We start from the raw sequence: 22,865 nt of genomic DNA on the forward strand, positions 1-22,865 counted from the left end.
TGTTGCCGCCGTCCCCATCGCCCGCCGCGGATGCGTGCGCGGGAGACGCGGCGTCGCGAGGGTGGCGGCATGCACTCATCCGTCATCCGAGGCCCAGGCGAGCTCATCGCCACCATCCCCGACCTGCTCGGCTACTGGCCGCAGGAGTCTGTCGTCGCCGTCGGCATCGACGCACGCGGCGGGATCGCGCTGCTCGTGCGCGTCCATCGCGACGAGCTGCTGCTGGCCGACCTCGACGGCGGCGCCGCCGCGGCGATCGCCGACCAGTCCCGTCGAGCGGACGTGGCGCGCGCGATCCTCGTGAGCTTCACCACCAAGGGCGTCACCTGGGGCTGCGAGGCGGCGGAGGTGCTCGGCGAGGCCCTCCTGCGGGTCGCCATCGACTCCGACGCGTGGGCGTGCGACGGTCGTCGGTTCTGGGCTCCGGGCTGCGCCGACGACTCGTGCTGCCCGCCCGGGGGCACGATGCTCCCCGAGCCGGTTCCGGTGCCTGATCGGCTGGGACTCGGCGACAGCTGCGCGCGCCTCGAGCGGTTGTACGGATCTCCGTGTCGCAAGGCGCCCGCAGATCTTCGCCGGCGCGCGAGCGGCGCGGGGGACAGATGGTGGGCTCGCCGACGCGACGGCGCCGAGGAGTGGCGCGTGCAGTCGCTGCAGCGGCTGCTGCGCGGCGCGATGGACGGTGCGAGCGTGCTCGACCTCGGACGCGCCGCGGTGAGCCTTCGCGACGTCAAGGTGCGGGACGCGGTGATCGTTGCCTGGCTGCGCGGCGGGCCGCACGCCATCTCCGACACGCTCGCGGGGCTGCCGACCGACGACGTCGCACGCGTCCTCGACGGCGCCCTGCACGACGTCACGCATGCGGCGCCAGCGCTGGACGACATCGAGACCGCCGTCCGATGGTGCCGTGCCGTGTCAAGCCTCGCGCGCCGACGCGACTGCCCGGCCACCCACGCGCTGGAGGCCGTGGTGATGTGGTGGGCAGGCGACGTCGATCGGGCCGCAGCGGCGAGCACGACGGCACTCGAGTGCGACCCGCAGTACTCCTTGGCCCGGCTGATGACGGACATGTGCGATCGTGGACTGCTTCCCGCGTGGACGCGCGCGTGATGGCGACGCGAGACACGGCAAGGGAGGAACACCGCCGCGGGGTTCTTCGTTATACTTGAATGGATTTGCGCGAGGCGGAAGGAGCCTCCCACGCTCCCGACGTCAGCTGAGAGGTATCGCATGCCCCCCAGTTCACCTGAGCGCCGTCTCGGCGCGACGCGAACCGCGCACTAATCCGCCATCCGCGAGGGTGGGGTGCGCGCCAGCGCATGCCGCCGCGCCACGAGTCCAGCAGCCGTCGCGTCGACGGACGACCTGTAAGGAGAAGGCCACGACTACCGCAGCCGCGTCCAGCTCTTCCCGCAAGAGCCCCGCAAAGAAGACCGCCGCGAAGAAGGTGAGCGCCGCCACCACCGAGGAGGTCGAGGTCGAGGAGACCGCCGCCCCCACGCGCCGCGCCGCCGCCCGCAAGGCCCCGGCCAAGAAGCCGGCCGCTGCCAAGGCGACTTCGAAGGACGCCGACGAGGCCGAGGCCGAGCCGGAGGAGCCCACCGAGGAGTCGTCGGACGACGAGGAGGACGACAAGTCCGGCTTCGTGATCGGCGCCGCCGACGATGACGCCCCCGTCCAGCAGGTGATGACCGCTGGCGCCACGGCTGACCCGGTCAAGGACTACCTCAAGCAGATCGGCAAGGTCGCCCTCCTCAACGCCGAGCAGGAGGTCGACCTCGCCAAGCGCATCGAGGCCGGCCTGTTCGCCGAGGAGAAGCTGTCGAGCGGCGAGAAGGTCAAGCCGGAGCTGCGTCGCGAGCTCGAGTGGATCGCCAACGACGGACGCCACGCCAAGAACCACCTGCTCGAGGCGAACCTGCGCCTCGTCGTCTCGCTGGCCAAGCGCTACACCGGCCGCGGCATGCTGTTCCTGGACCTCATCCAGGAGGGCAATCTCGGACTCATCCGCGCCGTGGAGAAGTTCGACTACACCAAGGGCTACAAGTTCTCGACGTACGCGACCTGGTGGATCCGCCAGGCGATCACCCGCGCCATGGCCGACCAGGCCCGCACCATCCGCATCCCCGTGCACATGGTCGAGGTCATCAACAAGCTCGCGCGCGTGCAGCGCCAGATGCTCCAGGACCTGGGCCGCGAGCCCACTCCCGAGGAGCTCGCCGCGGAGCTCGACATGACCCCGGAGAAGGTCGTCGAGGTCCAGAAGTACGGCCGCGAGCCCATCTCGCTGCACACGCCGCTCGGTGAGGACGGGGACTCGGAGTTCGGTGACCTCATCGAGGACTCCGAGGCCGTGGTCCCCGCCGACGCCGTGGGCTTCACCCTCTTGCAGGAGGAGCTGACCAAGGTCATGGACACCCTGTCCGAGCGCGAGGCCGGTGTGGTCGGCATGCGGTTCGGCCTGACGGACGGCCAGCCCAAGACCCTCGACGAGATCGGTCGCGTCTTCGGCGTCACCCGCGAGCGCATCCGCCAGATCGAGTCGAAGACCATGTCGAAGCTCCGTCACCCGTCGCGCTCGCAGGTGCTGCGCGACTACCTCGACTGACCTGCTGACCTCTCACGACGGCCGCTTACGCGCTCCATGCGCTGGGCGGCCGTCGTGCTGTCAGGGCTGGGTCTCTGCCGCAGGCGCCGGCGACGCCGGAGGAGGCGAGCCCGTGACCGTTGCCTCGTCCTCCCACGTCAGGACACCCGTCGCCGAGGGCAGCCGCTCGCGGGTGAACACCGGATCGCGGCCTTCGCGGCGCTGTTCGGAGTAGTCGCGCAGCAGCGCGAACACGTGGCGCGACAGCAGGCCGATCGCCACAAGGTTGAGGATGGCCAGCACCCCGAGCAGCGCGTCGGCGAGCGTCCACACGAGCGATGCGGAGGCCACGGCGCCACCCAGCACGAAGGCGAGCGCGATCACCTGGTAGACCCGCAGCGCCGCCGGCCTGGTGGTGATGTACTCCACGTTGGCCGCGCCGTAGAAGTACAGCCCGAGGATGGTGCTGAAGGCCAGCAGGAACACGATCAGAGCGAAGACGGGACCCGACCACGCCCCAAGGGTCCCCACGACGGCCTCCTGGGTGAGGGCGATGCCCGCCGACGCGTCGGACAGGTCCGGGTGGGTCGTCAGCACGATGAACGCCGTCACGGAGCAGACGACCAGGGTGTCGAAGTAGACGCCGAGCGACTGCACGAGGCCCTGCTTCACCGGGTGCGTGGTGGCAGCGCTCGCCGCGGCGTTCGGCGCCGTGCCGAACCCGGCCTCGTTCGAGAACATCCCCCGCTGGACGCCCACGAGGATCGCGGTGCCGACGGCGCCTCCGGCCACCTCCCGCCACCCGAACGCATCCGCGACGATCTCCTCGAGCACGGCCGGGATCTCGGCGGCGTTGATCCCCATGATGATGAGCCCGAGGACCAGGTACAGCACCGCCATCGCGGGGACGATGGCCTGCGTGAAGGTGGCGATGCGGCGGATGCCGCCCAGGACCACGGCCGCGACTAGCCCGGTGACGACGAGCGCGACCGTCCACACGAGCCACGGCTCGCTCGTGCCCACCTGTCCCGTGACGGTCTCCGTGATGGTGAAGGACTGCAGGCTCGTGACGGCGAACGGCGCCGCGACGATCAGCACGATCGCGACCACGATCCCCATCGGCCGCGACCGCAGCCCGTGCTCGATGTAGTACGCCGGACCGCCCCGGAAGCCCTCGGCATCGCGAACCTTGTACAGCTGGCCGAGCGTCGACTCGACGAAGCTGGTGGCCGCGCCAAGGATGGCCATCGCCCACATCCACAGCACCGCCCCGGGGCCGCCGAGCGCGATCGCGGTGGCGACGCCGGCGATGTTGCCGATGCCCACGCGCGACGCCGCCGACACCGTGAACGCTTGGAACGCGGACAGCGACTGCGGCCGGCCGTCCGCGTCCGTGGGCGTCCGATCGGTGAGCGAGGAGATCATGCGGGGGAGCATGCGGACCTGGACCACGCCGGTCCGGACGGTGAAGTACACGCCGAGCCCGCCGACGAGCGGGAGCACGAGCCAGGTCCACATCGTGGTGCTCGTGGAGGCGATCCATTCCTCGAAGCCGTCCATGGGTCCACACGCTACTGACCTCGTCCCGCCGAGGGATAGGCGAAGGTCCCACGGCGCCCGTCGCCGTGGCGAGCCAGCGCACGGTGGTGACGAGCGCATCGGCGCTCCAGCGGGTGCCGGTAGCATCGGTGCGGTATCCGTCACCTGAGGAGAGTCATTCCGTGGACGCCCTGCGCTACGCCCTGCTGATCGGGCACTTCATCGGCCTCGCGGCCATCCTTGGCCCGTTCCTCGAGCAGCTCCGCTCGGACACCAAGCGCATTTCGATGACGATGGTGTGGGGTGCCCGCGCTCAGATCCTGACCGGCCTCGCGCTCGCGGGACTGGCGTTCGCGAGCGACGACTACGAGCCCGACCACGTCAAGATCGCCGTGAAGTTCGTCGTGGCGCTCGCGATCGCGGGCCTCGCCGAGGTGGGCCGCAAGAAGGAGGCTCCGCAGACGTTCTGGCTGCTCATCGGCCTGCTGACGATCGTCAACATCGTCGTCGCGGTCGTGTGGCGCTGACGTGACCGACGTCCGGCTCGCGACGTCGGCCGACGCCGCGGAGATCGTGCACCTCGGTGCGCTGATGTACAAGGCTGTCGGTGCGAAGCCCACGCCCACGTGGGCGGTCGACGCGACCCAGACGGTGCGGGACCGCCTGGGCAAGGACCTCATCGGCATGGTGATCGACGCGCCCGAGGGAGGGCTCGCCTGCTGCGGCCTCGTCAACATCGCGCCGCGACTGCCGAAGCCCGGCGCCCAGGCGCACCACATGGGCTACATCCAGTGGGTGTCGACAGCCCCCCAACATCAGCGCAAGGGCTACGCCCGCACGGTGATGGACGCGCTCCTCAAGGAGACGGACGACCGTGGCATCGAGGTGGTCGAGCTCCACGCGACCCCCATGGGCCGCCACCTCTACGAGGAGCTCGGCTTCTGGGTCAAGGGCGACAACATCGCCATGATGACGGTGCGCGGCCGCGACGACGTGCCGTGGCCCGAGGGCGAAGGCCTCTAGCCCGTCAGTCGCGCTCGGGGCGCGACAGGTCCCGCATCAGGAAGGGCGCGGCGAAGGCCACGCACGCCGCGAGCCCGGCGGCCCACATCACGACGAGGTCGTGAGGAGTCCCCTCGGCCCGCCCGTAGGCGATCCACCCGAGGCCCCATGCCATCGCGACGCCGGCCGGGATCGCGAGCCACGAGGTGCTCCTCGCGGCGCGAGCGAACGCGGCGGCGATGACGGCGACGACCACGAGCACGGCCACCGCAGCCCAGGTGCCGTCCTCGGCGGACGCGCCGAGCGCATCGGCGCCCCAGGCGGCCACGTTCGCCGCGGTCGCGACGGAGGCCCACCCGAGGTAGAGGCCGGTCGTCACGTCGGTGACCAGCGCATCGGCGATGCGCTCAGGGCGACGCGCGACGAGGACCACGGCCACTCGGGCAAGGGTCGCGACGAGGACCGCGATCACGATCACCGAGAGCCACAGCAGGCCCGCCTGCACCGTCCCGATCCATAGCGCGTTGAGGACCATCGACACGAGGATCGGCCATGCGACCGCGCGCATGCGGGGATCGGCGGCACGAGAGGGCAGCGCCTGGACCACCGCGAAGGCGGCGAGGCCGAGGTAGATCACTGACCAGATGCCGAATGCGCCGGATGCTGGGGCGAGAAGCGTCGCGTCTGCGGCGAGCGCGCCACCCGCGGCCTCCTCGATGGGCGTGCCGCCGAAGGCTCCGGAACCCCAGGCGGCGCCGAGGATGGCGAGCGCCGCGCCGATCAGGACGGTGACCTGGCGGACGCGGTCGGTCGTGGTGACGGGTGTGGACGTGGTGGTCATCGATGGCCTCCTTCGTCGGGTGCAACGCCGCCTCAGCCAGGCATGTTCCGCCGGGCCGGGCGATGCGCGGCGCGGGAGGCGCGGAGGTGTCGGCCGGGCCGCCTATCCTTGTCGCCGTGGCTGCATCCGACTACTCCGCACGACACCTGTCCGTCCTCGAGGGCCTCGAGGCGGTGCGCAAGCGCCCGGGCATGTACATCGGCACCACGGACTCGCGTGGACTCATGCACTGCCTGTGGGAGATCATCGACAACTCGGTCGACGAGGCCCTGGGCGGCCACGGCGACGCGATCGAGATCATCCTGCATCCGGACGACTCCGTCGAGGTGCGCGACAGCGGCCGCGGCATCCCCGTCGACGTCGAGCCCAAGACGGGACTCACGGGCGTCGAGGTGGTCATGACGAAGCTGCACGCCGGAGGCAAGTTCGGCGGAGGCTCGTATGCCGCCTCGGGCGGGCTCCACGGCGTCGGCGCCTCGGTCGTCAACGCGCTGAGCGAGCGCCTCGACGTCTTCGTGGACCGCGGCGGCCAGACGCATCACATGGCCTTCCGTCGGGGCGAGCCGGGACGCTGGGGCGACCCCGCCTCAGGTCCGGGGCTTGACTCCGAGTTCACGCCGTTCGTCACCGGCTCCTCGCTCGACGTCGTCGGCAAGGTGGCCAAGGCCCGCACCGGCACGAGGATCCGGTACTGGGCCGACCGCCAGATCTTCAACAAGTCCGCCCGCTTCACGTTCGAGGACCTCATCACCCGAGCGCGCCAGACCGCGTTCCTGGTGCCCGGCCTGACGCTGACCGTGCGCGACGAGCGCAACCCGCTCGAGCCGTCCGAGGAGTCGTTCCGCTACGACGGCGGCCCGCGCGACTTCGTCGACTTCATCGGCATCGACGCCGCGGTCACGGACACATGGGAGCTCAAGGGCACCGGGACCTACCGCGAGACGGTGCCCGTGCTCAAGAACGACGGCACCCTCGTGTCCGAGGAGGTCGAGCGCGAGTGCGTCGTCGACGTCGCGCTGCGCTGGGGCAACGGCTACGACACCCACGTGCGGTCGTTCGTGAACATCATCGCCACGCCCAAGGGCGGCACGCATCAGGCGGGCTTCGAGGCCGGCCTGACCAAGGTGATGCGCAAGGTCATCGAGACCAATGCTCGCCGCCTCAAGCTCACCGGCAAGGACGGCGCGGAGCGCATCGAGAAGGACGACATCATGGCGGGGCTCACCGCCGTGGTGACGGTCCGGATCCCCGAGCCGCAGTTCGAGGGCCAGACCAAGGAGGTGCTCGGGACGACGCCCGTGCGCTCGATCGTCTCCAAGGTCGTCGAGACGGAGCTCGCGGCAATCCTGAACTCGCCTAAGCGGGACGCCAAGACCCAGGCCACGACCGTGATGGAGAAGATCGTCGCGGAGATGCGGGCGCGCGTCGCCGCGCGCAAGCAGAAGGAGATCTCGCGCCGCAAGAACGCGCTCGAGACCTCGTCGCTGCCCGCCAAGCTCGCCGACTGCCGCTCGAACGACGTCGAGCAGTCCGAGCTGTTCATCGTCGAGGGCGACTCCGCGCTGGGCACGGCGAAGCTCGCGCGGCGCTCGGACTTCCAGGCGCTGCTGCCCATCCGCGGCAAGATCCTCAACGTGCAGAAGGCGTCCGTGACGGACATGCTGCACAACGCCGAGTGCGCCTCGATCATCCAGGTGATCGGCGCCGGCTCGGGCCGCACGTTCGACCTGGAGCAGGCGCGCTACGGCAAGATCATCCTCATGACGGACGCCGACGTGGACGGCGCCCACATCCGCACCCTGCTGCTCACGCTGTTCTTCCGGTACATGCGACCCCTCGTCGACGCTGGCCGTGTGTACGCCGCGGTGCCACCGCTGCATCGCGTCGAGGTGAAGGGCTCCCCGCGGCGCGAGAAGGAATACATCTACACGTACTCCGAGAAGGAGCTGTCGGAGACCCTGAGGGACCTGCGACGCTCCGGGCGCAAGTACAACGAGGACATCCAGCGCTACAAGGGCTTGGGCGAGATGGACGCGGATCAGCTCGCGGAGACCACCATGGACCCGGAGCACCGCACCCTGCGCCGCATCACCGCGGAGCATGCCGAGGCTGCGGAGCGCGTGTTCGAGCTGCTCATGGGCAACGAGGTGGCGCCGCGGCGCGACTTCATCGTCGCCGGCGCGGAGAAGCTCGACGTCAGCAGGATCGACGCATGAGCCCGGCCGCAGAGCAAGGCCTGTCGTGCGGCGTCCACCCGCACGGCTTCCATGACCGCGCCCGCGCGGCGCGCCGCGACGACCGCGTCGTGGTCGACGGCACCCTCGTGGGCCTGGCGCGGCGCTGCCCGGTGCTCGAGGCGGAGCTCGAGGCGTCGGGGCGCGTCGAGGAGCTGCGCCGCCACCTGTGGGTGCTGGAGCGATCCGGGCGGCCGATGACCATCGTCGCGGTGCTCGTGGGCGCTGCCCTCGGCGTCCTGCTCGCCCTCGTGGGCGGCTCCCTGTCCTCGGGCGACCTGGCGACGGGATCGGCGATGGTCGGGCTGGTCGGCGGCGTGGTGCTCGCGTTCGGCCTCGACCGCTGGTCCGCCGCGGTGCACAAGGAGCGGCTGCGTCGCGCGTACGAGTGGCGCGAGTACGTGGGCTTCCAGGCCTGACGTAGCGCACCAATCCACCGCCGAGCCCCGAGCGAACCGGCGGTGGAGAGACCTTGCAGATGCGTCGACAGGGACGTTCACGCGGGCTTTCCGGAAAGGACCGACAGAGTGCCGGTCCCCAACGGAAGGAAGCACCATGAGGATTCTTCGATCCACTCTGGCGGCCGCGGGAGCGGCGACGATCATCGGGCTGGGAGCCACCGGCGCCGCAGCGGCGGATGGCTACAACGCCACGCTCGACGAGATCAACGACTCGGGAGCCGAGTCGACCGCGATGGTCACCGTGGACGGCACGACCGTGCGCGTCGAGATCTCGGGCACCGGGTTCGCGCCTGGCGCTCCCCACGCGCAGCACCTCCACGGCGCTGCGGATGCCGACTTCACCTGCCCGACGCCTGCTGACGTCGAGGAGCTCGACGAGGACGGCGACGGCCTTCTCAACACCATGGAGGCAGCCGTCATGTACGGCGGCGTCATGGTGTCGCTGACCACCGAGGGCGACACCTCGGGCGACTCGGCGCTCGCCGTCGACCGCTTCCCGGTGGCTGACGACGAGGGCAACCTCGAGTACAGCCGCACCTTCGAGGTGTCGCAGGAGGTCGCCGACTCCCTGAGCAACCTCCACCTGGTCCAGCACGGCATCGACATCGACGGCTCCGGCACGTACGACGGCGACGCAGTCTCGTCGCTCGACGACTCGCTGCCGCTCGAGGCGACCATCCCGGCCACCTGCGGCGCGTTCGGCGCCTCGCAGTCCGTTGCTCCGATCGGTGGCGTCGACACCGGCGACGCGTCGACCGACACCTCCGCCGCGATCGCCCTCGGGTCGGCCGCCGCGGTGACCGCCGCCGCGGGCATCGGCTTCGCCGTCGCCAGCCGCCGCCGGGTCGAGAGCTAGACCCGCGCCGGGCCCCATGGTGGGTGCGCGCCATCGTCCTGCGGTGGCGCGCACCCACCGCGCCCGAACTCCCTCTCACTTCCACGACAGGAGGCACCATGACCCGCCGACAGCAGGGCCTCGTGGCCGTGGCGCTCGTCGTGCTCGCAGCGGTGCTCGCCGTGCTTGCCATCGAAGCCACCCGCGTCAGCACCCCACAGCCGCTGGCGGCGCCCTCGGCGTCCGCGTCGTCCGCGCCCGGCGACGAGCAGCCCAGCATCGCCGCAGGCGGCGACGCGAGTCCCTCAGCCCCGACGGGGGCCGTGGCCGTCGAGCCAGGGCCGCAGGCGCTTCCTGAGCGCCTGAGCGTGCCGGCGATCGGCGTCGAGACCGAGCTCGAGCAGCTCGACCTACTGCCCGACGGCGCTCTCGGAACGCCGGTCGACACGGATCTCGCCGGATGGTTCGAGGGCGGCCCCCGCCCCGGCGCCGTTGGCCCCGCCGTGATCGCCGGGCACGTGAGCTGGAACGGCGACCCGTCCGTGTTCTTCCGGCTCACGGAGATCGAGCCAGGTGACCGCATCGACGTCCATCAGGCGGACGGCGCCACCGTGACGTTCGAGGTCACGCGCATCGAGCAGCACCCAAAGGACGACTTCCCGACGGTGGCGGTCTACGCGAACACGTCCGGGCCCGAGCTGCGGCTCATCACGTGCGGTGGCGAGTTCGACTCGTCGACCGGCCACTTCGACGACAACGTCGTGGTCTTCGCGCAGATCATCGAGGCGTGACGTTGAAGCGTGACGTCGGCGCGGAATGCCGCACCCGACGCCGCGCGTTGCCACGGTGACCACCCCGTCCACGCATCGACGCGAGAGGCAGGCACCATGAGCATCCCGAATCCGGCTGGCATGTGGGGCAGGCCCACGTACGTGGATCGGCGCGCCGGGCTGCCCGACATGGGCGCCAGCGGGATGGGTCCTCGGCCGCTCGAGTCGACCGACGTCGACCGCATCATGGCGTGCGACGACGCCCTCGCGCTCGCCGAGCTGGCCGCGTACGCACGCTCGTACTTCGCCGTCGGCGGCTCCGTCATCCTGGGTGTCACCGCAACGGTCGCCCTCGCGACGCTCGGCAGGCGCGGTGCAGCGGTGGCGGCGATGGTAGGCACCGGGCTGTCCGCCACGGTCGTGATGGAGGCGCGGCGGCGAGCGCGGCAGTGGGAGGCCATCGCTCAGGCGCGGCTCACCGTGCTCGCAGCCACCCACACCAGCGTGTGAGGCACGCGCCGCCCGGGGTCCCGGGTATCGGTGGACCGCCTGCGCCATGATGGGCTGGTGAGCGAAACCGATGAGCCCGACGCGGAACGCGAGGATCGAGCACCGAGCGACGGCGCTGGCCGAGCTCAGGAGGGCCAGCAGGACCGCCCCCACGTGAGGTCCGCACACGAGCTCGAGGAGAGCCTCGAGCCGGTCGCGCTGATCGAGCAGTCGCGCGCGATCATCCGCACGGGACGGCTCATGCTCGCCGCAGGTACCGCGAGCTACCGCGTGAAGCAGGCGATGCGCGACGTGGCGCGCGCGCTCGGTGTCGACCAGCACGCGAACCACGTCTCGATGACGGACATCGCGGCGACCTCGCACCGCGGCAGGATCTTCCGCACCGAGGTGGCCGAGAACCGGTCGTTCGCCGTGAACTCCGACCGGCTGGCGCAGCTGGACCGGATGCGCCGGACCCTTCCGGACGCGACGACACCGACCGAGGTGCACCGTGCGCTGGACGCTATAGAGGCGAGGGGAGCGCTCTACCCGGGCGTCGCCAACGCCGCGTTCGCCGGCGTGGCGTGTGCGGCGTTCGCGGTGCTCAACCACGCCCTCGCCTGGGAGGTGGCGCTGGTGTTCGTGGCCGCTGCCCTCGGTCAGCTTTCGCGCCGCACGCTCGCGCATCGTCACTTCAACGCCTTCGGGACGACCCTGGTGGCCGCGGCCGTGTCCACGGGCGTCTACGTGCTGGGCATCGCGGCCATCGGCCTCGGGGTCGACCAGCTCGAGACGCACGCCGCCGGCTACATCTCGTCGGTGCTGTTCCTGCTGCCGGGGTTCGCGCTCATCACGGGAGCGCTCGACATGGCGCAGATGGACCTCCAGGCGGGCATCCAGCGCATCGCCTTCGGCACGATGATCACGATGGCTGCCGGCGTGAGCGTGTGGGCGGTGTCGCTCATCGAACCGCTGTCGACGGTGGTGCGCCCGGATGCCGACGTCTCGACGGCGATCCAGGTGCTGACGTGGGCGATCGCCAGCGCCGTGGGCGTGCTCGGGTTCGCGCTCATGTTCAACAGCCCCTGGGCCATCGCGCTCACGGCAGCCGGGATCGGCGCGATCGCCAACTCGGGGCGGCTGCTCGCGGTCGATCGTGACGTGCCCATCCAGGCGGCCACCGCCGTCGCGTGCCTGGTCGTGGGCGTGCTTGCGGCCGTGGCTGCCAGGGGAGGACGGTTCCCCGTGATCACGCTGTCCGTGCCTGCGGTCCTCGTGATGATCCCCGGGGTCTCCGCGCACGAGGCGCTCGTGAGCCTCAACGCCGGCGACTACGAGGCGGCCACGGCGGGGATCCTCGAGGTCACCCTCGTCGTGCTGTCGATCATGGTCGGCCTCGTGGCGGCGAAGCTCGTGACCGACCGGCACTGGGCGTTCGCGCCACCTCGCTGAGGACGCGTTTTTGGGAGTGTCGGGGGCAGTGCCATTACTCTCGTGTGCGTGACTGAGAACCCGACGCCCGAAGCCCCCGCGGAGCGCGACCTCGCTCGCCATGCCGTTCCCGACCCCCTGCGCGATGATGTCCGCCTTCTCGGCGGACTCCTCGGGCAGGTGATCGTCGAGTCCTCCGGCCAGGAGCTGCTCGACGACGTCGAGCGACTGCGCGAGCTCGCCATCCGAGCCCACGAAGCACGCGACGCCGAGGGCTCAGCGGCCCTCGACGAGGCCATGGAGCTCGTGAAGAACTTCTCTCTCGAGCGAGCCGAGCAGGTCGCGCGTGCCTTCACGTGCTACTTCCACCTCGCGAACCTGGCGGAGGAGCACCACCGCGTGCGCGTCCTGCGCCAGCGCCAGGCGCAGTCCCTCACGGAGGACGACTCGCTGTCGGAGGCGGTGCAGCAGCTCGCCGCCGAGCTAGGCGAGGAAGAGGCCCTGCGCCGCGTCCAGGCGCTCGAGTTCCGGCCAGTGCTGACCGCGCACCCCACCGAGGCGCGCCGTCCGGCCGTCTCGGGCGCCGTGCGGCGCATCTCCGACCTGCTCACCGAGCGCGACCACTCGCAGCTCGGCGGCACCACCGAGGCGGAGTCCGACCGCGCCCTGCTCGCGCAGATCGACGCGCTCTGGCGCACCAGCCTCATCCGCGCCTCGAAGCCCGAGGTGCTCGACGAGGTCAAGGCCGCGCTCGAGGTGTTCGAGGCGACCATGTTCGAGACCTTCCCGCGGGTCTACCACCGCCTCGACGACTTCCTCGCGGGAGCCGACGCCGGCCGGCGCGAGCCCCTCGCGCGACCGTTCGTGAGCCTCAGCTCGTGGATCGGCGGCGACCGCGACGGCAACCCCAACGTCACCGCGGAGGTCACGCGCGCTGCGGCGGGCCTGGCCTCGGAGCACGCGGTGCGCGCGCTCGAGGGCTCCGCCCGCGACGTGGCCGACAAGCTGAGCCTCCACGACGGCTCGACGCCGCCGTCGGACGAGCTGCTGGCGCTGCGTCAGCGCCAGGCGCAGCGTGACGCCGCCGTGAGCTCGGCGGCGGAGGCGGAGTCGCCGGGGGAGACGCACCGCGCCGCCCTGCTGGTGGTCGCGGCGCGCCTGGCGGCGACGCAGGAGCGCAACGCGGACCTGCAGTACGCGACCCCTGACGAGCTCGAGGCCGACCTCGTGGTCGTCCAGAGTTCGCTCGTGGCGGCAGGCGCGCCTCGCGTCGCCTACGGCTCGCTCCAGCGGCTCATCTGGCAGGTGCAGACCTTCGGCTTCCACCTGGCCGAGCTCGAGGTCCGCCAGCACTCGCAGGTGCACGCCGAGGCGCTGGCCGACATCGCCGAGAACGGCATCCACGGAGAGCTGCAGCCTCGCACCCGCGAGGTCCTCGACACCTTCCGCGCGGTCGGCGCGGTCCAGCAGCGCTACGGGCTGCGCGCAGCCCGCCGGTACATCGTGTCCTTCACGCAGGCGCCGGAGCACCTGGCGGCCGTCTACGAGCTCGCCGAGCACGCGTTCGCCGAGGGCACCGAGCCCCCGGTGATCGATGCCATCCCGCTGTTCGAGACGTTCGACGACCTCGAGAACTCGGTCGACATCCTCGAGGAGGCGCTGACGTTCCCCGCGGTGCAGAAGCGGCTCGCGGAGACGGACCGCCGCATCGAGGTCATGCTCGGCTACTCCGACTCGTCGAAGGACGTCGGCCCCGTGGCCGCGACGCTCGCGCTGCACTCGGCGCAGGAGCGCATCGCGGAGTGGGCGGCGCGTCACGACCTCGTCCTCACGCTGTTCCACGGACGTGGAGGCGCCCTCGGCCGTGGCGGCGGCCCTGCGAACCGCGCGGTGCTCGCCCAGCCCCCGGGCTCGGTCGACGGCCGCTTCAAGCTCACCGAGCAGGGTGAGGTCATCCTCGCCCGCTACGGCGACCCCGTCATCGCGGAGCGCCACATCGAGGAGGTGGCGGCGGCGACGCTGCTGCAGGCCTCGCCGAGCGTCGAGAGCCGCAACGCCGAGGCGACGCGGGCGTTCGCTGACCTCGCCTCGCGCCTGGACGCGACGAGCCGCGCGCGCTTCCACGAGCTCGTCAAGGCCGAGGGCTTCCCGCAGTGGTTCGCGCAGGTGACGCCGCTCGAGGAGGTGGGCCTGCTCAACATCGGCTCCCGCCCCGCCAAGCGTGGCCTGTCGGTGAACTCGCTGGACGACCTGCGCGCCATCCCGTGGGTGTTCGCCTGGAGCCAGGCGCGCATCAACCTCGCGGGCTGGTACGGGCTCGGCACCGCGCTGTCGGAGGCTGGAGATCTCGAGGAGCTGCAGCGCGCGTACCGTGAGTGGCCGCTGTTCGCCACGCTGCTGGACAACATCGAGATGTCGCTCGCCAAGTCCGACGAGCACATCGCCGAGCGCTACCTGCAGCTGGGCGACCGCGACGACCTCGCTCAGATGGTGCTCGACGAGATGCGCCTCACCCGCGAGTGGGTCCTCAAGGTCACCGGCTCCGCGTGGCCGCTCGAGCAGCGTCGCGTCCTCGGTCGCGCGGTCCAGCTGCGCTCGCCATACGTCGACGCGCTGTCGCTGATCCAGGTCCGCATCCTCGCAGCGCTGCGCCACGGCGTCGACGAGGGCGCCGAGGCGCTGACCGTCGACCAGCTGCGCCACGTGCTGCTGCTGACCGTGTCGGGAGTCTCCGCCGGACTGCAGAACACCGGCTGATTCGGCCCGACGCCGTGGCCCGTCGCTGGCTCCTCGAGGGGAGCCGCCGGCGGGCCGTCGTCGTCTGGGCGTGAGGGTTGTCTATGTGGCCGACGTCCGCATTCCGGTCGTACGCCTGCTGGCGGACCGGAGGCGTGGGGACAGGCTGCTCGACCTTCGGAGAGCCGATGCGCGCGCTGGGGGAGCGCTCGCATCGCCCGGCTCCCCGTCGAAGCTCCGATGCGCGCTGGGGCACTCTCGTACCTCTCGACCTCGCCTGCTCATCGCCGTTGTGCTCGCTGGGGAGCGCTCGCACCGCTCGGCTCCACCGACGAAGGGCCGATGCGCGCGCCGGGGGACCGCTCGCATCGCACCGCACGGTCACGTAAGGACACCACGACGAGCGCCACCCCCGCCATTCCCCGCGACTCCCGACAGTTCCGAACGTGGGCGCGGGCGACACGCCGCGCATGACGGCCGCGTGTGCGCGACACGCAGGTGCCCGGCATCCCGGATGTTCGGGAGCGTCGGCTGGGGAGGGGCGGCGGTGAGGGAGACGGTGGGTCCCGGCGCTGCCGGCTGCGCCCGCTCGGGCTAGCCGACGCCGCCGACGGGTGCCTTGAGCGGAGCTCCCGAGCCGTCGCGCCTTCCGTGCTCCTCGGGCAGGTCCACTGGCTGACCGGCGCCCGACACCGCACGTGCGGGTGCGACGCCGACCCAGGCCAGCAGCAGCGAGTCCTCGCCCTTGAGGAAGCGGTGCGCGCGCACGCCGCCGGTGGCGCGCCCCTTCGACGGGTACTCGGCGAACGGCGTCACCTTGGCCGCGCCGGGAACCGTGCCAGCCAGAGCGCTCGACGAGCCTGCGATGGTGACGACGACCGCATCGGCCGCCTGGTCGACGACGCCGAAGAACACCGCCCTCACGCCCTCCGGCAGCTTGATCCCGGCGATGCCGCCGCCGGTGCGGCCCTGCGGGCGGGCGGAGGACTGCGTCGCCTCGAAGTGCAGCAGCGCCGCCTGGTCGGAGACGAAGACGAGCTCGGTGCCGTCGGGGGCGGGCGCGGCGCCGATCACGCGGTCACCGTCCCTGAGCGCGATGACCTCCCACGCGTCCTTGCTGGGCGCAGGCTCGGGCTTCACGCGCTTGACGACGCCGAGCGAGGTGCCGATCGCCAGGGGAGCGTCGCCGTCGATCGGCACGAGCGCGACGACCTCCTCGTCCTTCTCGAGGAGCACGAGCTCGCCGATGGGGCTGCCGCCGCCGAGGGACGGCGGCTCGCTCGTGGGAGCGAGCGCGGGCACCTCGAGCAGCGACAGACGCAGGATTCGTCCAGTGCTCGTGAGGACGCCGACGTCTGACCTGGCCGACGAGGCCACGACCGAGCGCAGCACGTCGTGGGCGCTGCGGCGGCCGTCGCGCGCGGGCTCGGTGTCGTCGGCGGTGCGCGCGACGAGCCCGGTCACCGACAGCAGCGCGTAGCAGGGGGTGTCCTCGACCTCGAGCGACGGCGCGGCGGCGCGGCCCGATGTGGCTCCGGGGACGGTGGCCGCCGACGCGACGGCGCCGGCCTCCGCGAGCAGGATGGTGCGGCGGGCCGTCCCGTGCTCGGCCGCGACGGCATCCATCTCCTGGCCGACCACGCCGCGCAGGACGGTGTCGGAGCCGAGGATCTCCTCGAGCTCCGCGATCTCCGCGAGCAGCTGCGCCTTCTCGTTCTCCAGCTCGAGGCGCGAGAACTTGGTGAGGCGACGCAGTCGCAGCTCCAGGATGTAGTCCGCCTGGATCTCGGACAGGTCGAAGGCCGTCTGCAGGCGCTCGCGCGCCTCTCCGGCGTCCTCGGACGAGCGGATGATCTGGATGACGTCGTCGATGTCGAGGATGGCGACGAGCAGGCCGTCGACCAGGTGCAGCCGGTCCTTGCGGGCGGTCAGTCGGAACTGGCTGCGCCGGCGCACGACGTCGATGCGGTGGTCGATCCAGACCTGCAGCATCTCCTTGAGCCCGAGCGTGCGGGGCTCGCCCTTCACGAGCGCCACGTTGTTCATCGAGAACGACTCCTCGAGCGGAGTCACGCGGTAGAGCCGCTCGAGCACCGCCTCGGGGTTGTAGCCGTTCTTGATCTCGATGACGAGGCGCAGGCCGTGCTTGCGGTCGGTGAGGTCCGTGACCGCGGTGATGCCCTCGAGCTTCTTCGCGGACACCCCGTCCTTGATCTTCTCGATCACGCGCTCCGGACCGACGAGGTACGGCAGCTCGGTGACGACGATGCCCTGACGTCGGGGCGTCACCTTCTCGATGCGGGTCGTGGCGCGGGTCACGAACTTTCCGCGGCCGGAGGCGTAGGCCTCCTTGACGCCATCGAGGCCGACGATCTTGCCGCCGCCGGGAAGGTCGGGACCCGGCACGAAGCGCATGAGCTCGTCGAGGTCGGCCTTGGGGTTGGCGAGCAGGTGCCGTGCCGCGGACACGACCTCGACGAGGTTGTGCGGCGCCATGTTGGTCGCCATGCCGACCGCGATGCCCGAGGCTCCGTTGACCAGGAGGTTGGGGATGGCCGCCGGCAGGACCTCCGGCTGCGTGAGCTTGTTGTCGTAGTTGGGGACGAGGTCGACCACGTCCTCTCCGAGGTCCGCGAGCATCGCGGTGGCGCCGGAGGCCAGACGCGCCTCGGTGTAGCGCGAGGCCGCGGGGCCGTCGTCGAGCGACCCGAAGTTGCCGTGGCCGTCGACCAGGGGCAGCCGCAGCGAGAAGGCCTGCGCCATGCGGACGAGCGCGTCGTAGATGGCGGAGTCGCCGTGCGGGTGGAGCTTTCCCATCACTTCGCCGACGACGCGGGACGACTTCACGTGGGCGCGGTCCGGGCGCAGCCCCATGTCGCCCATCGAGTAGACGATGCGGCGCTGCACCGGCTTGAGCCCGTCGCGGGCATCCGGAAGCGCACGCGAATAGATGACCGAGTAGGCGTACTCGAGGAACGACGCCTCCATCTCTGCGCTGACGTCGATGTCGACGATCTGCCCGTCGGGCGCGGCGGCCATGTCTCTCCTCGCTGTCGGTGTCTCCGCGCCGCCGCCCTCGGGGCGACGCGGTGGTGTCGGGACTGCGCGCCATTGTCTCCCGTGTCGCGCCGCGGGAACGGAGCCCACGCGGCGGAGGTGGAGACGGCGCCCGCGAAGTGGAAGAATAGCCGCCATGTCTCACACGCTCGACCAGGCCGTCGCGGTCGCCGGCTACTACCCGGCGCTCGCGAGCTCCGTGCTGCGCACCGCGATCGCTGACGAGGCCGTCCACGCGCACTTCGTGCATGCCGAGACGACCTTCGACGACCGCGAGGTGCGCCGCCACATGACCGTCCTGGTCGTCACCGACTCGCGCCTCATCCGCGTGCACATGGACGACGGGTCGGGCCACGTCGAGGGCGCGCACGAGGCGTCCGCGACCGTCGAGACCGCGCTGCTCAGCTCGATCTCGAACATGGCGATGACGCACGTGGTGCACGAGCCGGAGAAGTTCGGCGATGGGGACACCCCGAGCGAGTTGGTGCTCGCCGTGGGGTGGGGCGTCCACTCGCGCATCGAGCTCGAACCGGCCACCTGCGGCGACGAGAGCTGCGAAGCGGACCACGGGTACAGCGGCGGCATCACCGGCGATGACACGTTGGTGCGCGTGAGCGCGATCGCCGACGGTGTCGAGACGGTGCGTGCTCTGGGCGACTTCGCGGCCGCGTTGCAGCGCTCCATCGGGCCGCGTGGGTGACCGCGAGACCTGATCTCGACGCGCTCGGGCTTCGCCTGCCCGACTACGGCGGGCGGGAGCTCGGCGCCGTGCTGCCCGCCTCGCTTGCTGCCGTCGGCGCGGGCCACGTGGTGCGCGGCCGTCGCGCCGAGGAGGATCGGGCGCGCCTAGGCATCCCGCGCGCTCGGCACGTCGTCGTGGTGGTCCTCGACGGACTCGGCCATCACAACCTCGAGGCCCGCCGCGGACACGCGCCGTTCCTCCGGGGCGCCGAGCAAGGGGTGATCACGGCCGGCTACCCGACGACCACCGCCGCGTCCCTCGGCCTGTTCGGCACTGGACAGCCGGCCGGGCAGACCGGCATGACGGGCTACACCGCCCTCAACCCGCGCACGGGCGCACTCGCGAACCTCGTGTCGTGGGAAGGCGCGGAGCCCGCGGAGACCTGGCAGCCCCGACCGTCGCTGCTCGAGGCAGCAGCGGAGGCAGGCTTCCAGGTGACGACCCTCGGCAAGCGCCGCTTCGCGGGGTCCGGCCTCACCCAGGCGGTGCTGCGGGGAGGCCAGTTCGTCGGCGCCGAGATGCTCGCGGACCGCATCGACGTCGCGGTGGCTGCAGCGGCGCGGCCTGGCGTGTCCTACTGCTACTGGGGTGAGATCGATGCGGCGGGCCACAAGCACGGCTGGGGGTCCGAGGAATGGGTCGCGGCGTTGGAGGACGCTGACCGCGAGCTGAGCCGCCTCGCGCGCTCGCTTCCCACGGGCGCGCTCATGGTCGTCACCGCCGACCACGGGATGGTGGACGTGCCCGGCGCCCCGCGCTGGGACATCGGGACCGACGACGGTCTCGCCCAGCACGTGGCGATCGTCGCGGGCGAGCCACGAGCCGTGCATGTGCACCTCGTCCCCGGCGCGGAGCCGGAGATCGTCGCGGCACGGTGGCGGGACCGGCTCGAGGGCCATGCGGCCGTGTGGACCCGCGACGAGGCGCGCGACGCTCGGCTCTTCGGCGAGATCGACCCCGCGCTGGCGCCGCGCATCGGGGACGTGGTCGTGGCCATGGCGGGCCGCGCGACCGTGGTCGACTCGCGGACGCAGGCCGAGCAGTCGATGCGGCTCGTCGGCATGCATGGATCGCTCACGCCGTTCGAGCTCGAGGTGCCGTTGCTGCTGGCGGGCGCATGACCTGGGACGCCCCTCGCGACGGAGCGCTCCCGTCCGCGGACGCAGGTGGCCACCGGGGCGCCGTGCCGTTCGGCCCGCGCTCGCGCGGGAGTCGCGTGGTGATCCTGCCCGGCCTGGGCGGCTCCGGCCCCGACCACTGGCAGTCGATCTGGGAGCGCGCGCACCCCGACGCCGTGCGCTTCGAGCCCGCGAGCGTGGACGAGCCCGACCTCGACGACTGGATCGCGGCCGTCGACCGCGCGGTCGAGACCGTGTCCGCGAGGCCCGTGCTCGTCGCTCACAGCCTCGGGACCATCGCGGCGACGGCGTGGATGGCCCTGCGGCCCGGCCGTGCCCTCGCGGCTCTGCTCGTCGCACCGCCGGATCCATCCCGGCCCGACGCCCCGGAGGTCATCCGCGGGTTCACTCGAGGACCGCGTGTCCACGCGTCGGTGCCGGTGACGGTGATCGCCAGCCGTGATGACCCGTACGCCGCCTACGGGCATGCCGCGTCGGTCGCGGCTGATCTCGGCGCAGAGCTCGTGGATGCGGGGGAGCGCGGGCACCTCAATGCCGACTCGGGGCTTGGCGCGTGGCCGGGCGGGCTCGACCTTCTCGAGCGCCTGCTCGGACGCGCGGCCGGCGCCGCGGACTAGTCGTTCTTCGCGCCGAAGACGATCTCGTCCCAGCTCGGCACCGAGGCACGGCCGCGCCGCGCCGGCTTGGGCTCGCTCGCCTCGGGCTCGGCGGGAGAGCCCTCGTCACCGTCCTGGGACTCGGCGGCGCGACGGGCCGAACCTGCAGGATGAGGCATCGACTGGCCGCTGGTGGGCTGGCTGCCGCGCGACGCCGTGAAGCCCACCTCCGCCTCGCGTGCGCGGTTCGCCGGACCGAAGCCCTCGAACGCATCGTCCTCGTCGTCCTCGAGGTCCAGGTCGTCGATGTCCTCTCGCGTGCCGCGCCTCTCGTGCAGGTCCTCGAGCAGGAGCTCGGTCGCGGACGGCTCGGCGGGCGGCTCAGGCGCGGGCTCGAGCCCCGCTGGCATCAAGGGACGGGCCTGGTCGAGCGGCGCATCGTCCACGAGCTTGACGGCGCTGAGATGGCGCTTGGGGATCGGCACGTCGAGGAGCTCGGTCTCGGTCAGCCAGCGTGACTCGTCGTCCTGCGCGGTCACCGCGCGGGCGGAGTGGTCGAACACCCACAGCGCACGCACGCTGCGGCCGTCGACGCGGTAGTCAGCGGCCACGTGCCACGGCTCGTCGGGCTCGCGCCACGCGTCCCAGACCACGGACTCGGGGTCGACGCCGCGGCTCGCGAGGCGGTCCGTCACGAGGTCCGCGAGCACGGGGGCGCCCGCGTCGCGCCCGATGCGGGTGCCGCGAGCGAGGTCGGCGATGTACGCGCGCTCGGCGAGCACGGGTGCCTCGTAGCGCTCGAGCGCCTCGAAGGGCTCGCCCGTCAGCTCCGCGAGCTCGTGGGCGTTGAGGCCGGAACGGATCCGCTGCTGGATCTCGCGAGGGGAGAGGGAGGCGCGCTCCGGTTCGCCCTGGTCGTCCTGCGCGGCGCGCGGACGCGTGAGAGCGACGGTGCGGCGAAGGTCGTCGGTGAGCTCCAGCTCGAACTCGTCGCCGTCCTCCGTGGCCAGGATGAGGTGCTCGCCGTCGTCGGCGGCGCGCACCAGGGAGACTCGAGTCATGGCCCCAGAGTGCCACGCGCGTGCCCCGTTCGCGCGCCACGGGCCCGGCGTGCCGGGCATGGAGCTCGCGGCCGGTCGGTCGGGGCGGCGGTGCGGGAGGATGGGGCCATGACCCACCCCGACGACCTGCTCGCCATCGCCCGCATGCTCGCCGCCGAGACCGGCCGTCTCATCATCGACGGCAGGGCGGACGCAGAGGTGAGTGCCACGAAGTCGAGCGACATCGACATCGTCACCCAGATGGACGTGGCGGCGGAGGAGCATCTGCGGGCCCGGCTCGCCGAGCTCCGACCGCACGACGCGGTGCTGGGAGAGGAGGGCGAGACGCGGGAGGGGACCTCGGGGGTGACATGGGTGCTCGACCCCATCGACGGCACGGTGAACTATCTCTACGGCCTGCCTCACTTCGCTGTCTCCGTCGCGGCGGTGACCGGGTCGCCGACGCCCACGGAATGGACGGTGCGGGCGGGAGCCGTCTGCGACGGCAGCGGCGTGCTCTGGTCCGCCGCCCGCGGTCGAGGGGCGTGGCGCGACGGCGCCGAGCTCCGCAGGGCGGAAGGACCGCCGCTGTCCCAGACCCTGCTCGCCACGGGCTTCCAGTACGTCGCCGAGCGGCGGGAGATCCAGGGCCGCATCGTGGCGGAGATGCTCGGGTCGGTGCGCGACATCAGGCGCCTGGGCGCGGCGGCCGTGGACCTGTGCCTCGTGGCGGCGGGTTCGCTCGACGCGTACTACGAGCACGGCCTGCGTCCGTGGGACTTCGCCGCGGCGTCGCTGATCGCCCGCGAGGCGGGCGTTCGGGTCGCGGGCCTCGACGGCGGTCCGGCCGACGAACGCCTGGTCATCGCCGCCATGCCGGACCGCTGGGACGAGGTGCGCGACGCGCTCATCGCGGCGGGCGCCGACCGCACGTGGGACGCGCCGCGCGCCTAGAGTCGCGCTCGCGCGTTTTTTGGGGCACAATGCCTGCGCTCGGGGGAACAAAACCCCAGCGATGCGCATTCAGTACTCACAGACGTACGGTGAAGGGACCAGTGCCACATGGCAACCGACTACGACGCACCCCGCAAGACTGACGACGAGATCTCGGCCGACTCCATCGAGGAGCTGAAGGCTCGCCGGAACGACAAGGCTTCGGGCGTGGTCGACGAGGACGAGACCGAGGCGGCCGAGGGATTCGAGCTGCCCGGCGCCGACCTGTCCGGCGAGGAGCTCTCGGTGCGTGTCCTCCCTGCCCAGCAGGACGAGTTCACGTGCATGTCGTGCTTCCTGGTGCACCACCGCAGCCAGCTCGCCTCGTTCGAGAAGGATCAGCCGATCTGCTCGGAGTGCGCGGCCTAGCAGG

General features: G+C 71.7%; 20 protein-coding genes. 16 read left to right on the plus strand and 4 right to left on the minus strand.

Going from position 1 to position 22,865, the window contains the following annotated elements; all coding sequences use genetic code 11:
- The first annotated feature begins 69 nt into the window (after window positions 1-69).
- Together B7K25_RS01330 and B7K25_RS01335 are read left to right on the plus strand one after the other, a co-directional pair.
- Window positions 70-1,110: a DUF4192 family protein gene (locus B7K25_RS01330; RefSeq protein ID WP_159450081.1), complete on the plus strand. Its 1,041-nt coding sequence runs from the start codon at window positions 70-72 to the stop codon at window positions 1,108-1,110.
- 115 nt (window positions 1,111-1,225) lie between these two features.
- Window positions 1,226-2,608: an RNA polymerase sigma factor gene (locus B7K25_RS01335; protein ID WP_371328280.1), complete on the plus strand. Its 1,383-nt coding sequence runs from the start codon at window positions 1,226-1,228 to the stop codon at window positions 2,606-2,608.
- Window positions 2,609-2,668: 60 nt separating this feature from the next.
- On the opposite strand, the gene B7K25_RS01340 is transcribed toward B7K25_RS01335, so the two are convergent.
- Window positions 2,669-4,147, minus strand: coding sequence for a sodium:alanine symporter family protein (locus tag B7K25_RS01340; RefSeq protein WP_084103511.1), 1,479 nt, complete (start codon window positions 4,145-4,147; stop codon window positions 2,669-2,671).
- Between the two features lie 161 nt (window positions 4,148-4,308).
- Here B7K25_RS01340 and B7K25_RS01345 point away from each other — a divergent pair, with 161 nt between their 5' ends.
- Complete coding sequence (locus tag B7K25_RS01345; RefSeq protein WP_084103513.1) at window positions 4,309-4,653, plus strand: hypothetical protein; 345 nt, start codon at window positions 4,309-4,311, stop codon at window positions 4,651-4,653.
- A 1-nt stretch (window position 4,654) separates the two neighbouring features.
- Window positions 4,655-5,149 carry a GNAT family N-acetyltransferase gene (locus tag B7K25_RS01350; protein ID WP_084103515.1) on the plus strand — a complete coding sequence of 165 codons (495 nt, stop codon included), beginning with the start codon at window positions 4,655-4,657 and terminating at the stop codon, window positions 5,147-5,149.
- 4 nt (window positions 5,150-5,153) lie between these two features.
- Here B7K25_RS01350 and B7K25_RS01355 read toward each other — a convergent pair whose 3' ends face one another.
- Window positions 5,154-5,969 (minus strand): tryptophan-rich sensory protein, encoded by an 816-nt coding sequence (locus B7K25_RS01355; protein ID WP_084103517.1) that lies wholly within the window; start codon window positions 5,967-5,969, stop codon window positions 5,154-5,156.
- Between the two features lie 62 nt (window positions 5,970-6,031).
- Between B7K25_RS01355 and B7K25_RS01360 the strand changes: the two genes are divergently transcribed.
- The 7 genes from B7K25_RS01360 (at window position 6,032) to B7K25_RS01390 (ending at window position 14,946) form a co-directional block, all read left to right on the plus strand.
- Window positions 6,032-8,185 (plus strand): DNA topoisomerase IV subunit B, encoded by a 2,154-nt coding sequence (locus tag B7K25_RS01360; protein WP_084103519.1) that lies wholly within the window; start codon window positions 6,032-6,034, stop codon window positions 8,183-8,185.
- The gene (locus B7K25_RS01365) at window positions 8,182-8,622 is read left to right on the plus strand and encodes a hypothetical protein (protein ID WP_084103521.1); all 441 of its coding nucleotides are present in this window, start codon (window positions 8,182-8,184) and stop codon (window positions 8,620-8,622) included. Before B7K25_RS01360 ends, B7K25_RS01365 begins: the two co-directional genes overlap by 4 nt.
- Window positions 8,623-8,758: 136 nt before the next feature.
- Window positions 8,759-9,520, plus strand: coding sequence for a hypothetical protein (locus tag B7K25_RS01370; protein WP_084103523.1), 762 nt, complete (start codon window positions 8,759-8,761; stop codon window positions 9,518-9,520).
- Window positions 9,521-9,618: 98 nt separating this feature from the next.
- Complete coding sequence (locus B7K25_RS01375; protein ID WP_084103525.1) at window positions 9,619-10,290, plus strand: class F sortase; 672 nt, start codon at window positions 9,619-9,621, stop codon at window positions 10,288-10,290.
- A 96-nt stretch (window positions 10,291-10,386) separates the two neighbouring features.
- Complete coding sequence (locus B7K25_RS01380; protein WP_144018797.1) at window positions 10,387-10,779, plus strand: hypothetical protein; 393 nt, start codon at window positions 10,387-10,389, stop codon at window positions 10,777-10,779.
- Window positions 10,780-10,836: 57 nt separating this feature from the next.
- On the plus strand, window positions 10,837-12,210 hold the full coding sequence (locus B7K25_RS01385) for a threonine/serine exporter ThrE family protein (RefSeq protein WP_084103529.1): 1,374 nt from the start codon (window positions 10,837-10,839) through the stop codon (window positions 12,208-12,210).
- A gap of 48 nt (window positions 12,211-12,258) precedes the next feature.
- Window positions 12,259-14,946: a phosphoenolpyruvate carboxylase gene (locus B7K25_RS01390; RefSeq protein ID WP_234988025.1), complete on the plus strand. Its 2,688-nt coding sequence runs from the start codon at window positions 12,259-12,261 to the stop codon at window positions 14,944-14,946.
- 573 nt (window positions 14,947-15,519) lie between these two features.
- Here B7K25_RS01390 and B7K25_RS01395 read toward each other — a convergent pair.
- The gene (locus tag B7K25_RS01395) at window positions 15,520-17,964 is read right to left on the minus strand and encodes a DNA topoisomerase (ATP-hydrolyzing) subunit A (RefSeq protein WP_084103532.1); all 2,445 of its coding nucleotides are present in this window, start codon (window positions 17,962-17,964) and stop codon (window positions 15,520-15,522) included.
- Window positions 17,965-18,118: 154 nt separating this feature from the next.
- Between B7K25_RS01395 and B7K25_RS01400 the strand changes: the two genes are divergently transcribed.
- From B7K25_RS01400 to B7K25_RS01410, 3 genes are read left to right on the plus strand one after another with little or no spacing between them, the layout of a single operon-like run.
- Entirely contained in the window at window positions 18,119-18,682 is a 564-nt protein-coding gene (locus B7K25_RS01400) for a DUF5998 family protein (protein WP_084103534.1), read from the plus strand.
- Window positions 18,679-19,845: an alkaline phosphatase family protein gene (locus B7K25_RS01405; protein WP_084103536.1), complete on the plus strand. Its 1,167-nt coding sequence runs from the start codon at window positions 18,679-18,681 to the stop codon at window positions 19,843-19,845. The genes B7K25_RS01400 and B7K25_RS01405 overlap by 4 nt, the downstream gene beginning before the upstream one ends.
- Window positions 19,842-20,480, plus strand: coding sequence for an alpha/beta hydrolase (locus tag B7K25_RS01410; RefSeq protein WP_084103538.1), 639 nt, complete (start codon window positions 19,842-19,844; stop codon window positions 20,478-20,480). Before B7K25_RS01405 ends, B7K25_RS01410 begins: the two co-directional genes overlap by 4 nt.
- Here B7K25_RS01410 and sepH read toward each other — a convergent pair.
- Window positions 20,477-21,520, minus strand: a complete 1,044-nt coding sequence (sepH, locus tag B7K25_RS01415; protein WP_084103540.1) for a septation protein SepH — start codon at window positions 21,518-21,520, stop codon at window positions 20,477-20,479. The two genes, B7K25_RS01410 and sepH, sit on opposite strands and share 4 nt — an antisense overlap.
- 108 nt (window positions 21,521-21,628) lie before the next feature.
- Here sepH and B7K25_RS01420 point away from each other — a divergent pair, with 108 nt between their 5' ends.
- Together B7K25_RS01420 and B7K25_RS01425 are read left to right on the plus strand one after the other, a co-directional pair.
- Window positions 21,629-22,453: an inositol monophosphatase family protein gene (locus B7K25_RS01420; RefSeq protein ID WP_084103542.1), complete on the plus strand. Its 825-nt coding sequence runs from the start codon at window positions 21,629-21,631 to the stop codon at window positions 22,451-22,453.
- Between the two features lie 108 nt (window positions 22,454-22,561).
- The gene (locus tag B7K25_RS01425) at window positions 22,562-22,861 is read left to right on the plus strand and encodes a DUF4193 domain-containing protein (RefSeq protein ID WP_084103544.1); all 300 of its coding nucleotides are present in this window, start codon (window positions 22,562-22,564) and stop codon (window positions 22,859-22,861) included.
- The last annotated feature ends 4 nt before the right edge of the window (window positions 22,862-22,865 follow it).

This window comes from Demequina sp. NBRC 110056, assembly GCF_002090155.1.
Classification (GTDB): Bacteria; Actinomycetota; Actinomycetes; order Actinomycetales; family Demequinaceae; genus Demequina.

Bases quoted from the DNA above. Each gene is read 5' to 3' on its own strand.
- B7K25_RS01375 (WP_084103525.1), top strand. From the start codon at position 9,619: ATGACCCGCCGACAGCAGGGCCTCGTGGCCGTGGCGCTCGTCGTGCTC.
- B7K25_RS01330 (WP_159450081.1), top strand. From the start codon at position 70: ATGCACTCATCCGTCATCCGAGGCCCAGGCGAGCTCATCGCCACCATC.
- sepH (WP_084103540.1), bottom strand. From the start codon at position 21,520: ATGACTCGAGTCTCCCTGGTGCGCGCCGCCGACGACGGCGAGCACCTC.
- B7K25_RS01370 (WP_084103523.1), top strand. From the start codon at position 8,759: ATGAGGATTCTTCGATCCACTCTGGCGGCCGCGGGAGCGGCGACGATC.
- B7K25_RS01395 (WP_084103532.1), bottom strand. From the start codon at position 17,964: ATGGCCGCCGCGCCCGACGGGCAGATCGTCGACATCGACGTCAGCGCA.
- B7K25_RS01360 (WP_084103519.1), top strand. From the start codon at position 6,032: ATGCGCGGCGCGGGAGGCGCGGAGGTGTCGGCCGGGCCGCCTATCCTT.
- B7K25_RS01365 (WP_084103521.1), top strand. From the start codon at position 8,182: ATGAGCCCGGCCGCAGAGCAAGGCCTGTCGTGCGGCGTCCACCCGCAC.
- B7K25_RS01410 (WP_084103538.1), top strand. From the start codon at position 19,842: ATGACCTGGGACGCCCCTCGCGACGGAGCGCTCCCGTCCGCGGACGCA.
- B7K25_RS01355 (WP_084103517.1), bottom strand. From the start codon at position 5,969: ATGACCACCACGTCCACACCCGTCACCACGACCGACCGCGTCCGCCAG.
- B7K25_RS01340 (WP_084103511.1), bottom strand. From the start codon at position 4,147: ATGGACGGCTTCGAGGAATGGATCGCCTCCACGAGCACCACGATGTGG.
- B7K25_RS01420 (WP_084103542.1), top strand. From the start codon at position 21,629: ATGACCCACCCCGACGACCTGCTCGCCATCGCCCGCATGCTCGCCGCC.
- B7K25_RS01380 (WP_144018797.1), top strand. From the start codon at position 10,387: ATGAGCATCCCGAATCCGGCTGGCATGTGGGGCAGGCCCACGTACGTG.
- B7K25_RS01400 (WP_084103534.1), top strand. From the start codon at position 18,119: ATGTCTCACACGCTCGACCAGGCCGTCGCGGTCGCCGGCTACTACCCG.
- B7K25_RS01425 (WP_084103544.1), top strand. From the start codon at position 22,562: ATGGCAACCGACTACGACGCACCCCGCAAGACTGACGACGAGATCTCG.